Genomic DNA, 15,269 nt, shown 5'->3' with positions numbered 1-15,269 from the left:
CGCGGGGCTCATGGGCCAGGAGGCCGAAGTAAGCGGCACTGTTACCAATATGGAAGGTGATACGCTCACCGGCGCTTCCGTACAGGTGGTCGGCTCGGTCATCGGGGCCGTTACCGGCATCGACGGCCACTTCCAGCTGGGGGTCCCCCCCGGCCGCATTCGGCTGCTGGCCTCTTACATCGGCTACGAAAATTTCGATACGACCCTCGATGTCTCCAACACCGACCGGGAGATCGACCTACACATCATGATGACGGAATCCTTTGTCGATATGGGCGAAGTCATCGTTTACGGCCGACGGGCGTCGGGTCAGGCGCAGGCCCTCAGGTTGCAGCAGTCCGCGATCACCCAACAGACGGTCATTCACTCCGAACTCTTTAATAAGTACCCCGACATCACCCTGGCCGAAACCGTGCAACGGATGCCCGGCGTCACGATCACCCGCAATCGGGGGGAAGGGGAGCTGGTCCAGGTACGGGGTCTCCCGGAACAATACACCGCCATCTCGCTCAACGGACAGCGCCTACCCGCGGTGCAGCCCGAAGCCGACCGGGCCGGTAGCCTGGATATCATTCAGTCGAACCTCGTGGAGCAGGTACGCGTCATCAAAGCCCGTAGCGCCGATATGGATGCTGACGCGATCGGGGGAACGGTGGATTTTCGTATCCGCCAACCCGAACGGCAATTCGAAGTCCTGGTACAGGGCGGTGCCGGCACCAACTTTGGATTTGACCGGGCCGATGACGTGAATACCGGTATCGCTCAGGGAGCAGTAGTCCTCAACTCGGAGTTGAGCGATGAACAGGTATACGGTCTGCTGGCAGGAAGCTTTTTCCGCCACGCACGCGGCAACCGCATGCAACGCTATGACTACGGGGAAGATGGGGTTACGGGCCGGTCGATCAGTCGGGTGCGCCCGGTCGATACGGATCGTATCACCAGCAAGACCGGCCTGATCGGCGCGGTGGAATTGCGGCCCAGTATTTATAACCGGCTCCGGCTCAGTTACAACTACAGCGCGATCGACGAGGATGTCTATATGCGGGAAACCAATTTCGGCGCCATCGATAGTGGATTCGAGAACCGCATCACCAGCCGCTGGACCGAAGAGCGTCGCCTCAATATGGTTGCCCTGGAGGTGGAGAATAACTTTGCCAAAACCCAACTAAGCTACGCTCTGAGTTTTGCCAGTACGGGCGAACGGTTGATTAACCGGCAACGGGCCTACAATCTGGTTGAATCTGGCCCGTCGCCGGAATACACCGAAGAGGAGTATCGGAACCTTACACCCTTCGATACCAAGTATGCCGACCAGGAAATCCCCCGGCAAAGCACGGAACAACAGAATCTGGACCTGGAGGAAGATATCGCGATTGGAGGCATCAATCTTACCCGCTACCTGAATGTGGCGCGCACCAGCTTTTTGCGGGTAGGCGCGCGTTACCGCATCAAGGAACGCAACTACCAGGAATTCTTCGTGCGCGACGATAATCCCGGTGCCGGCAGCGTACAGGGTGGGGCCTTCGCCAACCTCGGGGGGGAAGATCCCCTGGTCGAGCAGCCTGACCTGAGCGATGGGCCGAATTACTTTGCCGGAGAAAAAATTGCCGCCGCCTACCTGATGTTCGTGCGTAACTGGAATGCCAAACTCAGTACTTCCACGGGCCTGCGGTACGAATACACCGACATTGACTACGAACTAACCCAATCCGGACTAGCCGACTCCAGTTCCTACAGCGACCTATTCCCCAGCTTCAATATTACCTACCGTATCCGCCGCGACCGGCAGTTTCGTTTTGCCTACTACTCGGCCATTGCCCGGGTACCTTACTCCACCCTTGTACCTACCGCTGATTTCCGGGAACGGCGGCAGGCACGGATTGACGTTTTCAGCGTCGGGAATACCGATGTGGATCCAACCTATAGCAATAACTTCGATCTCGTCTTCGAACGCTATGGCCGCAATGATGGCTTGATCAGCATTGGCGCCTACGCCAAGTTTCTCGAGAACCCAACGGTACGAACGGCGACCTACGAGTCGGTCAATTTTCAACCGACTTTCGGCTACAGCTTGGTAAACACGGAGAACGCCCGCCTCCTGGGCTTCGAACTCGGATTTTACCAGAACCTGGCCTTCCTGAACCAAGGGCTGCGCTTCCTCAACCTGAACGGCAACCTCAACTTCAACCGCTACCGCCTGGAAAACAACAGTTCCGAGGGTTCCACGTTGGCGCAGGCACCCCGTCGCTCCGCCAACCTCAGCCTGGTCTACAGCAACCCCAAGCAACGTCTCAACCTGGTACTGGCCGGTAACTACCGCAGTTCGACCCTGGACCACCTCCAGGATGGCCAGCCCGTCTGGATCAACGCCGTCATCAGCCTGGACCTGGCCGCCGATTACGAGCTCTTCAAGGAAATTTCCGCCTACGCCCGCCTCAATAACGCCACCGATCACCGCTCCGAACGCTACATCGGTAAGCCCGACGAAGATGACTCCCTCCTCCTGTCCACCACCAATTACGGCATCTGGGGCGTCGTCGGGCTGCGCTGGAGACCCGAATAGCCGTTGCTAACGCTCCTATTAGTATAACACTAGGGCGATACTATCGCGTAGCGACACTAACGCCAACGGCGATATTTACGTAAGTTTGCCAAAAGCTTCAATCACTATGAAATTTTCCGTTTCCAGTTCCGATCTGCAGAAGAAATTACAGTTGGCCGGGGGGGCTATCGCTTCGAATCCGGTGCTGCCGATCCTGGAAGATTTCTTGTTTACCATCGAGGGAAATACCCTGAAAATTGCCGCTACGGACCTGGAAACCAGTGTCGTGACGAGCCTGGAAGTAAATGCGGAAGGAGACGGTGAGGTAGCCGTACCCGCGAAGATCTTGATCGATACGCTGAAAGCGCTGCCCCAGCAGCCGATCACCTTCGATATCAACGATGATAACTACGGTATTGCGATCACCTCCGCCTACGGAAAGTATAAGCTGGCCGGAGAGCCGGGTGGCGATTATCCGAATATTCCGGAGCCGAGCGAAGCCGATGAGATCAGCGTAACCGCCATGAGCCTGCAGGAAGGAATTAACCGTACCCTGTTCGCCACGTCAACCGACGAACTGCGCCCGGCTATGACCGGCGTCTTTTTTCAGGTCGATTTCTCCAAGCTGACCATGGTCGCTACCGACGCCCATAAGCTCGTTAAGTTCAGCCTGAACGACCTTAGTGGAGAAGTGACCAGCAGCTTTATCATCCCGAAGAAAGCACTGAACCTGCTCAAAGGCGCGCTGCCCCATAGCGACGTAGCCGTTAGCATCAGTTTCGACAAGTCGAACGCCTTTTTCGAGTACGGCGACACCAAGATGGCCTGCCGCCTCATCGACGCCCGCTACCCGGATTATAACGCCGTCATCCCGGTCGATAATCCCAATGTCCTCCTGGTGAACCGGGCCGACTTCCAGAACAGCCTCAAGCGGATCGTCATCTACGCCAACAAGACCACCAACCAGGTCATCCTCAACATCGCCGACGGAAGCCTGACGGTCAGCGCCCAGGATCTCGACTTCAGCAACGAAGCCACCGAGCAACTCAGCTGCAGCTACGACGGCAGCCCGCTCCAGATCGGCTTCAACGCCAAATTCCTCATCGAGATGCTCGGCGTCATGGAGGGGGAGGAAGTACGCCTCGAGATGTCAACCGCCACCCGCGCCGGTATCCTGCTGCCCACCGAGCAGGAGAGTGGGCAGGATATTATGATGCTGGTGATGCCGGTGATGCTTAGCAATTGAGCAGTTGGTGAATCGCTGAATTAGCGAATTATTGAATTGGCTGCCGCACCTACTTGCTCGCCTGCGGCTTGTGCGGCAATGGGTGAAGGAGTGGATTAGTGAATGGGCTGCCGCGCCACTTTGCTCGCCGGTATTATATCCTGCAACACGGATTCTTGGCCAAGATGCAGATCATTACTTTCTTCAATCGACTGCGAAACCATTAGTGAGTAGCACCGAAGTTGATAGTCTCCCACACGAACGCGAGCGAAGCAAGCGGCAAGTGCCACGCCAATTCAGCCATTCACTCATTCAGCTATTCAACTATTCCATCACTTCCCACCCACCGCAGGCGTCGGGTAATCGGGGTTCCGTACCTCGATGGACTCGACGTCTTCCAGCATCCGTAGCACTTCCTCCACCGCACGCTCCAATTGGGGGTCACGGCCTGCTTCGAGTGCAGCAGCGTCCTGGCGCACGGCGATGTCCGGGGCGATACCCACGTTTTCGGCGATGTAGGCACCGGCCAGCGGGTCGAAGACGGCATTGTCGGGGGCCGTCATGGAGCCGCCATCGATGAAGCGGTAATGGGTGGACGATTTGACCAGGCCACCCCAGGTCGTAGCGCCGATGAGGGGGCCGGCTTCCTGCTGGCGGAAGACCCAGGGGAAGAAGTCACCGCCGGAACCGGCCCGCTCGTTGATGAGCAGCGCTTTGGGTCCGAGGATGCCGGCGGGGAGTCGGAAGGGTGTTCCGTCGGGCACCTCGTTGGTGAGCGCCGCGCGTAGGGAACGGGTCATCAGGTCGACCATGTAGTCGTCCAGGAGGCCGCCGCCGTTGAAGCGCTCGTCGATGACGGCACCTGCCTTATCCTGTTGGGCGAAGTAATAGCGGTTGAAATTGACGAAGCCTGAGCCGCCCGTATTGGGTACCCAAACGTAGGCCAGACGCCCGCCGGACAGTGAATCGACCATACGGCGGTTATCTTCCACCCAGGCCCGCTGCCGGAGGGCGTTCTCGCTGCCGATGGGCTCCACGATCTCTTCCCGACTGCCGGTGAATGCGGGGGCGTCATTCAGGTGCAGGACCGTCTGCTTGCCTGCGGTACCGTCGAGGTAGCGGTAGAGGTTATCGTTGGCGGTCAGTTCCCGGCCGTTGATGCCGACGAGGTACAGGCCCGCACGAATGTCCAGGCCGGGGCGGTCCAGCGGACTGGACAATCCAGGGTTCCAGGTTTCGGTGGTGTAGATGCGGTCGATCCGCCACCGCCCGTTCGCCTGAATGAGATCGGCGCCGAGCAGGCCGACTTTGCTTTCCTCCGTGTCGGGGGTGTCGCCGCCGGAAACGAAGCTGTGGCCGACAGAGAGTTCTCCACCGAGTTGATCGAGCAGATAGGTCAGGTCGTCGCGGTGGCGGACGTAGGGCACGAGGGGGGCGTATCGCTTGTATACGTCCTCCCAGTCGCGACCGTGCAAGTTTGGATCGTAGAAGTAGTCGCGCTCGTAGCGGTAGGCTTCCTCGAATATCTGCTTCCATTCGGCCAGGCGATCGAGCTTCATGGTGAGCTCGGGCTTGATAGTCTCGCCGGATTTACCGTTGTCGCCACCCGTGTCGGCGATCTTCCAGCTCCCGCCCGACTGAAAGAGCATTTTCTTGCCGTCGGCAGAGATGGCAAAATTGTTGACCCCCTCGGCAAAGTCGCTCGCTTCCCGTTTCTCCAGGCTGAATTTCTTCAGGGTAGCCCCCTGCCCGCCGGGATTTTCTTCCGCCAGAAATAAGGTCCCTTCCGGGCCGGCGGCCGTAGCGTAATAATTGGCCCCCGATACCGGCAGCGCGATGGTGCGACGACTGATGCGCTCAAAATCGATGACCACCCGAACGGACTTTTTATCCTGCGCTCCGTCGCCCTTTTCTTCTTTCGCGTCTTCTTCGGTTTGCTCTTCCGATTCATTGTCCGTCTCTTCTACTGCTTCCTCATCACTTTCGGGCAGGAAGGGGCTGTCGAGATCGTTGGGCAGGACGACGACGTAGGCTTTGTAATCCGGGTCCGCCTGCATGCTGCTGGTGTTGGCCCAGCCGGCGCCCAGGGCCAGATTGGTACTGGCCAGGAGGTATAGATGCTGGCCGTCGCGGTCCCAGGCGGGGGAGAAGGAGTCCGCGAAGGCGTCGGTTAACGGCTGCGACATATTGGTCTCGGTATCCCAGGCCCAGATCTGGCGGAAATTGTTGGATCCGCTTTTTACGTAGGCCAGGTAGCGGCTGTCGGGCGACCACTTAGGCTCGGCCCGGCTGCGGTCGAGGTTGTTGCCGCCGGTGTCGATAGTGCGCACGGTTTCGGCCTCCAGATCGATAATGCGGATGCGGACGTCGTCGTCTACGAAGGCGATCAGTTTGCCATCCGGCGACCAGGTCGGGTCCCATGCCATCTTCGACTCGCCGATGGGGATCTGGACGGATTCGCCCAAACCCGACTGATCGGTAAGCTGCAGCGCGTAACCCTCCCCGCCGGCGTCGCTGAACCAGGCGATGCGGTCACCCATCGGCGACCATACCGGCGCGCGATCGGCCGCTGCATTGGTTTGAGTAAGGTTGCGGGAATCGCCCTTGTCCGTGGGTACGGTAAAAATGTCCCCCCTGGCGGCCATCAGGGCGCGCTTGCCGGTGGGGGAGAGGGAGATGGATTCGGCGCGGTCGCTGACGTCCTCCCAGGCGGGTTCGGCCCAGGGGAAGTCGCCGATCACTTCGATGTCGAGTTGGGTCAGGTCGCCGGTCGAGGGATTCAGCAGGTGGAGGTAGCCGTCCCGCTCCAAAATCAAACCCTGGGTGCCGCCAGCCAGCCATTTGATGTCGGAGCCGGTCAGCTCGGTCACCTGCCGCAACTCGTCAGCCGGGACGTTATATGCGTAAACGTTCATGGTCAGGTCTCGGTCCGATAGGAAGTAGACGTCGTCGCCCACCCACACCGGATGGATGTCGGTCGTCTTTTCGTTGGGCAGCAGGACTTCCTCCTGTGTTTCCAGATCAAGGAGGATGATTGGGGTGTTCTGCCCGCCGCGGTAGGCCCGCCATTCACTGTCCCAGCGACTCATTTTGTCCAGCGCCAGCCGGCTCCCGTCGGCGTTGTAGCTGGCGTCGTAGCCCCACTGCTCGCTGACGAGCTCGACTGGTCCGCCCTCCACGGATACCGTCCAGAGCCGGTTATAGGAGGAGGGAGCGGTCTGCCGGGTGGAAGCGAAGAGGATGCGGCTGCCGTCGGGCGTCCAGCCCCGGACCTCGTCGGATGACGGGTGCCAGGTCAGCCGGGTGGGTATACCGCCCCGGCTGGAGACCACGTAGACTTCCGAGCTACCGTCGCGGTCGGAGGTAAAGGCCAGCCACTGGCCATCCGGGCTCAGGTGGGGGGAGCCCTCCACGGCGGGGGTGCTGGTGATGCGGCGTACGTTGCCGCCATCGCGGTCGGCCGTCCAGATATCCGCACCGTACACGAAAGCGATTGATTCTTCCCCGAGATTTGGCTGGCGGAGGAGACGGGTGCCCTGGGCCGCCACCGTGGCGGCGATCAGGAAACTGGCGAGGAAAAGTACCTTGGAAAGGGGAGGGGCTGGACGCATCGGTGAACGATTTTACTTGGCCAAGATACTATTTGCGAAACAGCCTGGAAATACGGGTATTCGGCGTCTTCCTGCGCTACGGTGCCCTATCTTACCGTATATGTACAAAGTTCGGCACCAGGTTTATGCTACGCTAGAAGGCAATCGCCTGGATACGGTAATTGAGCGACTGCCGGGACTGTCCGGGGTAGGGCGGTATAAGAATGCCGATCATCCGGGCATCCGATATCCGGAGCGAGCGCAGCTTCACCTTCCGGAGCCGCGCAATGATTACACCGACATCATAGCCCTTATCGACAGCCTGGAGAAGCACTCTCCCGTCCTGCGAGAGGCCGGGGTAAAGCGGATGATACTACGGTGGACCATTCTATCCAACGACCCAGCGCACGAAGTGAACACCGAATTGGGCGCCGGCGAACTCCTCCGCCTGGCTAACCTCCATGCCAGCCTGGCGGTCTCCTTCTACGCGAAGGCCCACATCTGAACTACTAGGTGCGTCGTGGGTTCCCAAACGTACCCGTCACCTTAACCGATCCTCATCAACCACCGCCAAGCCCCACCCATTCGTACGCCCCGCGTACCCGACCTGCCGCCCGCCCGGACTTGGACGCTGTCCAACGGTCTGGAGGTCGTAGCGATGCACGTGGCGCAGGCGCCCATCCTGATGGTCGAAATGATCTGGCGGGCTGGCCGGCCCTACGAGGCGCAGCGCTTCCTGGCCGGGGCCACCAACGCCCTGCTGATGGAAGGGACCCGCCGACGCAGCGCCAGTGAACTGGAAGCCACCTTTGAACAGTACGGCACCAGCCTGGAAACGCCCGACGACTACGATACCGCCAACCTCAGCCTGGCGACCATCACCAAGCATGCGGAGCACCTGCTGCCGGTGATGGTGGAGGTGATGGCCGAACCCGCCTTCACCGAACGCGACCTCAAGCGCTACAAAAAACGGAGCCGGCAGCAACTCCGCGAAGACCAGGAAGACCCCGACTGGCTTGCCTATCAGGTACTTTCGGAAGCTGCCTTCGGAGCGGATAATCCCTATGGCTACGGTGGCACGAAGGCCGATTACGAAGCGCTCCGGTTGCCCGCCGTGAGTCACCACTTTGATCTGCACTACGGCGCCCAAAACGCAACCCTACGGGTAGTGGGCCAATTGAGCGATCGGGTGGAATCCCTGCTGGAATCTACCTTCGGGCAACTCCGCCCCGGCACCGCCGTTCCGACGCCGCCGTACCAGGTAACTACCGGTGCGCCCCAGTCACTCCAGATCCACCGGCCCCGCGCCCAGCAAACAATGATCCGGCGGGGGCGGCGGGGCTTCCGGGTAGACGACCCCGACTACCCCGGTATCGCCGTGCTGGAAACCATCCTTGGCGGCTATTACGGCAGCCGCCTGATGCGCAACATCCGCGAGGAAAAGGGCTACACCTACGGCATCGACTCCGAACTCGACACCTATCGCTTCGACGGTACCTTCGGCATCTCCGCCGACGTCGCCAACGAAAATCTTGAAGCCGTCCGCCAGGAAATTATCGTGGAAATGGATAAACTCCGCCAGGACCTCGTCCCCCCCGGCGAGCTCGATATGGTACGGGCCTACCTGCTCGGCGGTCTGGTACAGGATCTCGACGGCCCCCTTGCCGTCAGCAGTCGCTACCGCTCGGCCATCATCAAGCAGTACGACGCGGCCGCCCACCTCCGCCGCCTCGACGACACCATCCGCAACATCACCGCCACCGAGATCCGCGACCTCGCCCAGCGCCACCTCCGCCCCGAACTCGACTGGGAAGTATGCGTCGGCGGCCAGCTCGTCCCCGGGGCTACCCAGCTATCCGCCAACGGCCTCCACAAGCCAGCGTAATTCTGGGGTCCTAAACCATCCTCCATAGGTCACCTCCCAAGCCCCTGAACCCGTCCACGATAAACTAACTACCCCACTAACCGCGACCGCAGGGAGCGACTACCCACTACCGTACTAACCACTACCGTACTACCCCGCGACCGATGGGAGCGACTACCGTACTACTTCTACCACCCCTCACTAACCCCACTCTCCCGGTACCCGATACGCTGCGCCACGGCCCGCAACGTATCCCCGCTATCCAGGTCGAAGGCAATCGGTTCGGTGTACACCCGCCAGCCGGACTTGTCGGCATCTTCCGGCAGGATGCGGTAGGCGATCTGCGCACCCGGCGTCTTGCTTTCGAGGATAAAGCGGCCGACGGAATCGCGGCGCAATTGGGGCCGACCGGTCACGGGCATCTCGTCAGTGCCATCCCAGAAGCGTTGCACCATTTCCACTTCGGGCTCGCCGCCCAGGTCACCCACCCGTTCCAGCCAGGCGTCAGTGGCGTTCCGTAGCTCGCTCAGTTTGGCTTGATACTCCGGCCGGCCGGCCAGGTTTTGGAGTTCGTATTCGTCGTTCCAGGTGTCGAAGAGTTCCTCCGTGGGTTTGCGGTCGCGGAACCACTGCGCCTGGGCGTCGGTCAGGCTGCCTTCGTCGCGCTTCCGTAGGAGTTCCTGCATGCTCGCCATCTGCTCCCGGTAGGCGAGGGGGAGGTAATAGCCGCGGTCGGGGTAGTAATTGCGCAGGTACTTATAGCGGTGGTCGCGGGCGGCACGGATGCGGTCGTAGTGCTCGTCGAGGCGGTCGCTGGCCCCGAAGACGTACTGCCTTGCTTCGGCTTTATAGGCACCGAAGTTGGCCTGACCCTGTAGCCAGGCGGGCGGTTCGATCCCGGCCATGCTGAATACGGATGGCGCGAAGTCGACGAAGCTGAACAGCAGGCTGTCGATTTCCCCGGCGCGACGGTCACCGGGCCAGGCGACGATCATCGGCACCCGTAGCCCGGAGTCGTAAAGCAGCCGCTTCTGCCGGGGGAGGGGGCCGCCGTGATCGCTGTACCAGTAGATGATGGTGCTGTCGGTCAACCCGTCCCGTTCCAGTTGGTCCAGCAGGAAACCGACCTGCTCGTCCATGATGCGGATGTTGTCGTAGACGCGCCGCACGTCCTGTCGGGTGGGCTCCGTATCGGCGAGGTAGGGGGGCAGCGGGAGTTCGGTGTCCGCAGGAATCTTCGGTTCAGGTCGCTCGGCTTCGCTATAGACATTCCCCCAGCCATAAATGGTCGAGGTATCGTTCTCGAATCCCGGGCGGAAGCGCAGGTTGCCCTTGCTCGTTTGCCAGACCTGGCTTTCGTGGGTGATCTCCAGGTTGAAGATGCTGAAGAAGGGCTGTCCCGCGGGCCGATGCCGCCAGTGGGCGCGGGGTCCCTGCTCGTCCCAGGCCGTCTTGGGCGCCTCGAATTGGTAATCCGTTTTCTGGTTGTTCGTGCAGAAATAGCCTTTCTCCCGCAGCACCTGCGATATCATCTTGACCTCCGGCTCCGGCAGCGCCCCGTAGGTTCCCGGTAGTCCGATCGCCCGCAGCCCCTCGGCGTTCATCGTCGTACGCATGTGCTGCCCCCCACCGCTAACGGGGTAGATGCCTGTGGCAATGGCAAAGCGGCTCGGCGCGCATACCCCGGCCACGCTGAAGGTATTCGGAAAGCGGACGCCCCGGGCGGCCAGCCGACTCAGGTTCGGTGTCTGTATCGTGCTGTCGCCGAAGGCCGCGATCAGGGGGCTCATGTCCTCGCAGACGATCCAGAGGATATTGGGGCGATCCGGGACACGAACGACATCCTCCGTAGGTCCGACCGGATCATTCTGGCAGGCAGTCAGCAGGAAAAGAAATAGGGCGGCGGGGGCGCAGGTAAAAAGCTTATTTAAGAACCGCAAGAGCGTCGGGCATTGATCCCTGGAAAGGTAATTAGGATTTTTTTGGAGGGGGTGGAGTGGTCGCTGGGCTCGCGTTAGTACTCGCTGGCGCTCGTGTTGGTGGTCGCTACGCGCCCGTTAGTGGTCGCTGCGCTCGGGTTAGTTGAGCAGGTCTAATTGGGAGGCCAGCAGGACCAGGAAGAGCAGTAGACTGACGGCCAGCACCACATTTGTCGCCCAACCGTTGCGGAGGCGACCGACCCACGCCGTCCGGTTGTTCTGGTAGAGTAGGGTGACGGCCAGGAAGGGCATGAAGGCCGCTCCGGAGACCGCGTAGGCTACGCCGATCCAGGCGGGGCGCTGATAGATTGTCAGGAGGATGGGGGGAAGCGCCAGGTACAGCAGAAACCAATGGTAGGGCGGGCGGGCAGGTCGGTAGGTGCTTCCATTCCGCTGCCGTAGCGCCGCCGGTAGCGATACCACAGGTCGGCAAACAGGTAAGGCACGCCACTCCAGACGCCGATCATGGAGGTGAGGACCGCTGCCCAGAAGCCGAGTAAGAACACCCAATACCCTATATCACCGAGAGCCAAGGCCAGACGGTCGGCGATGCCGGTCACGAGTCCGTAGCCGCCCACCGCTTCGGGGCGGACGCCGGCGGCAATAATGGTGACCGCAATACCGAATAAAGCGGTGAGGAGGTAGGCTACTCCCAGGTCGATGCGAACATCCCGTAGCGATACCTCCCGCAGCGATCGCCTTTCACGTAACCAGTATGCATAGCACATGATGGTGAGCGTACCTCCTACGCCACCGATGAGGGCGAAACTGAATAACAGAGCATCCCCTTCCAGGCTCATTGAGGGGAGGAATAATCCGGTAGCCACTTCCCCGAGGGGCGGGGCAACCACCACCGCGCAGCCGATGACGACCAGAAACATGACGGCAATAACTCCCTTCATCAGGGTCTCCACGCCCCGGTAACCCCCGAAGCGTACCAGAAGGAGCGACAAAACGGATTGTATCGCACCCCACACCGTGCTTCCCGTAGCATCGAAGAAGGGTAGGGGGAATACGGTGTTGGCTACCACCCCGCTGTAGGAGATGAGGGTGCCGGCCACCAGCAACGCCCAAAAGCAGAGATACGCGCCGAAATAGCGTGCGACGGCCCGGGGCAGCCGATCTACCCAGCCGGTGAGGAGCGTGGTGTCGGTGGCTAGCTCCCAGCGGGCCAGCCCCTCGTTGAGGACCAGTTTGAGTACGGCCCCGACCAGGATCGCCCAGAGCAGGGTGGTGCCGTAGCGAGCCCCCGCCAGCGCGGAGATGACCAGGTCGCCCGCACCGACGCCGGTGGCCGCCACGAGCAGGCCGGCAGACAGCGTAGGAATGGAATGCTTGCGCGACATGCCCGTAAGGTAAGCGGAACGCCCGACCCACTTACGGAAGATAACCGGTTGCCGGCTATGTAATAAGCTAAGGGCGGCTACGAGCCGGGAACCGTACCGGCAGATTGACCTGTACCTTCACCGCCTCGCCGTTTTCGTAGCCCGGGCGCCAGTGAGCCCCCTCCCGCGCCAGCTTTCGCACGGTCGTTTCCGCCGCCCGTCCGTAGCCGTGGCCGGGGTCACGCAGCACGTGGATACCGGTCATCCGCCCGTCCGTTTCGATGTTGCAGGCAACCAGTGCCGTCTGCGGACCGGAGTGCTTCTTACTGAGCTTGGGATAGGTGAGATGGGACTGAATAAAGGCTTCTCTTTCCGCTTCCGCCGTCCGTTTGACTTCCGCGTAGCCGGGGTAGGGGTAGCCGGGGTCAATAACGCCGTAGAGCGGCATTTCCTCCACCAACTTATGGGCGTAGGTGTCGTCAATATGAAGACGGGTGTGTTTGGCGCCTTTGACAAAGCGGCCAAGCAAGAATGCGGCACCGACCAGCGTGAGTAAGGATTTGAGGATCAGCATAACGCGATAAAACGCTTTGCCTACCCGGTGGGTTCCGGCCGGCACCGCAATTTTGACCCTCGCTTTTAGATACGGATTTACTCGATCGGCACATCGCGTTCCGGCCCGCGCGCTTCCGGTTTGATGGGAGCCTCAACGATCAATACACCATCTTCAAATCGGGCCCGGATGGCCTCTTGGTCGACCTGATCGCTCAGTTCAAACCACCGCTCGAAGGACTTGACGGGGTACTCCTGGAGCATGAAGTCAGGATCGGGGTTCTCCGGTTCCCGGGTACCACTGATGTAGATGACGTTATCGGTCAGGGTAATTTGAATGCGGTCTTTAGGGAACCCCACGCAGTAAATGTGGGCTTGGAAGCCATCGTCGGTGTGCTCGATGTTGACCGGCACGTTATGCTTCGGCCGGCGGGGTCCGTACTGGGGACGCTTCTTTTGGCTTCGGTGTCCGCGGCTCTGTTGCTGTTGGTGCATGGATTGATACATAATTAGTGGTTGGTTTTTCTGAAAGGGTAGTCGCGGACGGACAGCGAATACTCTATTCCGAACCGAAATATTCATCGTACAGTCCCCGCAGCTGTTTTTGCAGGCGTTGCCGGGCGTAGCCCTTACGGGAAATGACCGTCTTCAGCGGGACGCCTAAGTCGCGGGCGATCTCCCGTAGCGTTTCCCCGTCTATGGCATTGCGTTGGAATACTTCCCGCTGTTTGGCAGGGAGTGCGGCAATGGCCTCGTTGATTTCCCCGGCCAGATCCGCGCCGGAAGCGTATGCGGACTCCGCTGCTTCGTGCTGGTCTACGGCGGTCAGGTCCAGAAAGGCCGGGCGGCTGGATTTGCGCCGATAATGGTCGCTGATCCGGTTGCGCGCGACGCGGTAGAGCCAGGCCCGGGGTTGGTCGATAGATTGCACGTCGAGTTCGGCGGACAGGGCCGCCCACACGTCCTGCAATAAATCCCGTGCTTCCTCGCCGTCCATCCGGCCGGTAACGAAGCTTTCCAGCTCCGCCCGGTAACGGTCGTAAATTTCCTGCCAGCGAACGGTGGTCGAGTAGAACATCTACCCGGTAGACGCTGGGAGGGAAAGAATACGCTATAAAAGCGGATATTTTTCTGGGAAGGCCCGTTACCTGCGCGCCGCCGCAAAAGTTGTCTGCGATAAAGCGCAGCTGGAAGGATACCGTGGATGCTGATTCTCACGCCTCCAAGCCGTCAACGGCTTACACATCAAGTATCGCCTGGCCCCGCGCCCCGATCCGCTCCCTGGTTTCAGGGGTGATGTACCGCTGCTGGTCGATCTGCTGGGGCTGATCCCTGGTGCAGAAGTAGCTGTGGATGCTGCGGCGGTCGCGGTCGGTATGGTTGGTGGTGCCGCCGTGCCAGACGTGGGAGTTAAAGATGACCACGGAACCGGCGGGAGCGATAATGAGGATTTCATCCGGGTGGGGGGCGTTCGGGTCGTGCATGGCAGCTTCGGGGAGGTCCCGCGACCGGTGGGTGCCCGGGACGATGCGGGTGGCGCCGTTGCGTTCGGTAAAGTCGTCGAGTAGCCAGATGGTATTGCAGACTTTGTAGCCGTCCTCGGGGACCGCGTTTTTATAGTCGACGTGCAGCTTCTGTTGGCCCCTGCCGGGTTTAGCGGCGCGGTAATTGAGGGAGGATAGCTTGTAGCTAGCCCCCAGCACCGCCTCGATGCCGGCGAGCACTTTGGGGTGGGTGTAGCAGATGTCGAACACGGGCCCTTAATTGACCAGGTCGGCCAGCCGGTCGGCCCCTTCTTCCTTGGGATGGCGGATGTACTTCGAGTCGGCGAGTTCGGCTCCGGCCCGGTCTCCTTCTACTTGCAGTAGTTTGTAAATCCGCTCGTTGATTTGGTCGACCTCCTCCGTGGATAGCAATTGGCCTACATTCAGGTAGCCATTGGTGGCGAGAAATGATTGCTCCTCCGTAGTAAGCATGGCGTGAAAAGTGATGCATGAATTAAAGCAAAGGCGGTGCAAGGCCCTGCCGGACAGCATTCCAAGTTAAATACTGCCGGTCATATTTTGAGACTGTACATCCAACTGTGTCTATAACTGTTTTTGATGAATGAGTACCTCTTCTAACTCCTCGCGCAAGTTTGCGGACTTCGAGGCGGACCTGATTCAGGGTCTGATGAACAAACAACCACTGGC

General features: G+C 60.3%; 13 protein-coding genes. 4 read left to right on the top strand and 9 right to left on the bottom strand.

Annotated features, from left to right (window positions below):
- Nucleotides 1-10 precede the first annotated feature (10 nt).
- The gene (locus tag DRW39_RS12590) at nt 11-2,563 is read left to right on the top strand and encodes a TonB-dependent receptor (RefSeq protein WP_198664871.1); all 2,553 of its coding nucleotides are present in this window, start codon (nt 11-13) and stop codon (nt 2,561-2,563) included.
- A gap of 106 nt (nt 2,564-2,669) precedes the next feature.
- Nucleotides 2,670-3,788: a DNA polymerase III subunit beta gene (gene dnaN, locus DRW39_RS12585; protein ID WP_116107408.1), complete on the top strand. Its 1,119-nt coding sequence runs from the start codon at nt 2,670-2,672 to the stop codon at nt 3,786-3,788.
- A 311-nt stretch (nt 3,789-4,099) separates the two neighbouring features.
- Here dnaN and DRW39_RS12580 read toward each other — a convergent pair whose 3' ends face one another.
- Nucleotides 4,100-7,378: a S41 family peptidase gene (locus DRW39_RS12580; protein ID WP_116107407.1), complete on the bottom strand. Its 3,279-nt coding sequence runs from the start codon at nt 7,376-7,378 to the stop codon at nt 4,100-4,102.
- Between the two features lie 100 nt (nt 7,379-7,478).
- Between DRW39_RS12580 and DRW39_RS12575 the strand changes: the two genes are divergently transcribed.
- The gene (locus tag DRW39_RS12575) at nt 7,479-7,862 is read left to right on the top strand and encodes a hypothetical protein (protein ID WP_116107406.1); all 384 of its coding nucleotides are present in this window, start codon (nt 7,479-7,481) and stop codon (nt 7,860-7,862) included.
- Nucleotides 7,863-8,021: 159 nt separating this feature from the next.
- A complete protein-coding gene (locus DRW39_RS12570) occupies nt 8,022-9,242 on the top strand; it encodes a M16 family metallopeptidase (protein ID WP_198664870.1) in 1,221 nt (406 codons plus the stop codon).
- Nucleotides 9,243-9,409: 167 nt separating this feature from the next.
- On the opposite strand, the gene DRW39_RS12565 is transcribed toward DRW39_RS12570, so the two are convergent.
- The 8 genes from DRW39_RS12565 to DRW39_RS22495 all read right to left on the bottom strand — a co-directional run bounded on the left by DRW39_RS12565 (nt 9,410) and on the right by DRW39_RS22495 (nt 15,053).
- On the bottom strand, nt 9,410-11,161 hold the full coding sequence (locus tag DRW39_RS12565) for a sulfatase (protein ID WP_116107404.1): 1,752 nt from the start codon (nt 11,159-11,161) through the stop codon (nt 9,410-9,412).
- A gap of 138 nt (nt 11,162-11,299) precedes the next feature.
- Complete coding sequence (locus tag DRW39_RS22260) at nt 11,300-11,452, bottom strand: hypothetical protein (protein WP_157976084.1); 153 nt, start codon at nt 11,450-11,452, stop codon at nt 11,300-11,302.
- A gap of 59 nt (nt 11,453-11,511) precedes the next feature.
- Complete coding sequence (locus DRW39_RS12560; protein ID WP_116107403.1) at nt 11,512-12,546, bottom strand: Nramp family divalent metal transporter; 1,035 nt, start codon at nt 12,544-12,546, stop codon at nt 11,512-11,514.
- A gap of 67 nt (nt 12,547-12,613) precedes the next feature.
- On the bottom strand, nt 12,614-13,099 hold the full coding sequence (locus DRW39_RS12555; RefSeq protein WP_157976083.1) for an energy transducer TonB: 486 nt from the start codon (nt 13,097-13,099) through the stop codon (nt 12,614-12,616).
- A gap of 77 nt (nt 13,100-13,176) precedes the next feature.
- Nucleotides 13,177-13,584 (bottom strand): Hsp20/alpha crystallin family protein, encoded by a 408-nt coding sequence (locus tag DRW39_RS12550; RefSeq protein WP_157976082.1) that lies wholly within the window; start codon nt 13,582-13,584, stop codon nt 13,177-13,179.
- A 52-nt stretch (nt 13,585-13,636) separates the two neighbouring features.
- Entirely contained in the window at nt 13,637-14,155 is a 519-nt protein-coding gene (locus tag DRW39_RS12545) for an RNA polymerase sigma factor (protein ID WP_116107400.1), read from the bottom strand.
- Nucleotides 14,156-14,315: 160 nt separating this feature from the next.
- Nucleotides 14,316-14,831 carry a phytanoyl-CoA dioxygenase family protein gene (locus DRW39_RS12540; RefSeq protein ID WP_198664869.1) on the bottom strand — a complete coding sequence of 172 codons (516 nt, stop codon included), beginning with the start codon at nt 14,829-14,831 and terminating at the stop codon, nt 14,316-14,318.
- 6 nt (nt 14,832-14,837) lie between these two features.
- Nucleotides 14,838-15,053 (bottom strand): hypothetical protein, encoded by a 216-nt coding sequence (locus DRW39_RS22495; RefSeq protein ID WP_198664868.1) that lies wholly within the window; start codon nt 15,051-15,053, stop codon nt 14,838-14,840.
- Nucleotides 15,054-15,269 lie beyond the last annotated feature (216 nt).

Source organism: Lewinella sp. IMCC34191, assembly GCF_003390935.1.
GTDB lineage: Bacteria > Bacteroidota > Bacteroidia > Chitinophagales > Saprospiraceae > Neolewinella.
Note: the sequence above shows the minus strand (reverse complement) of the source record. Positions and strands in the feature narration are given on the sequence as shown.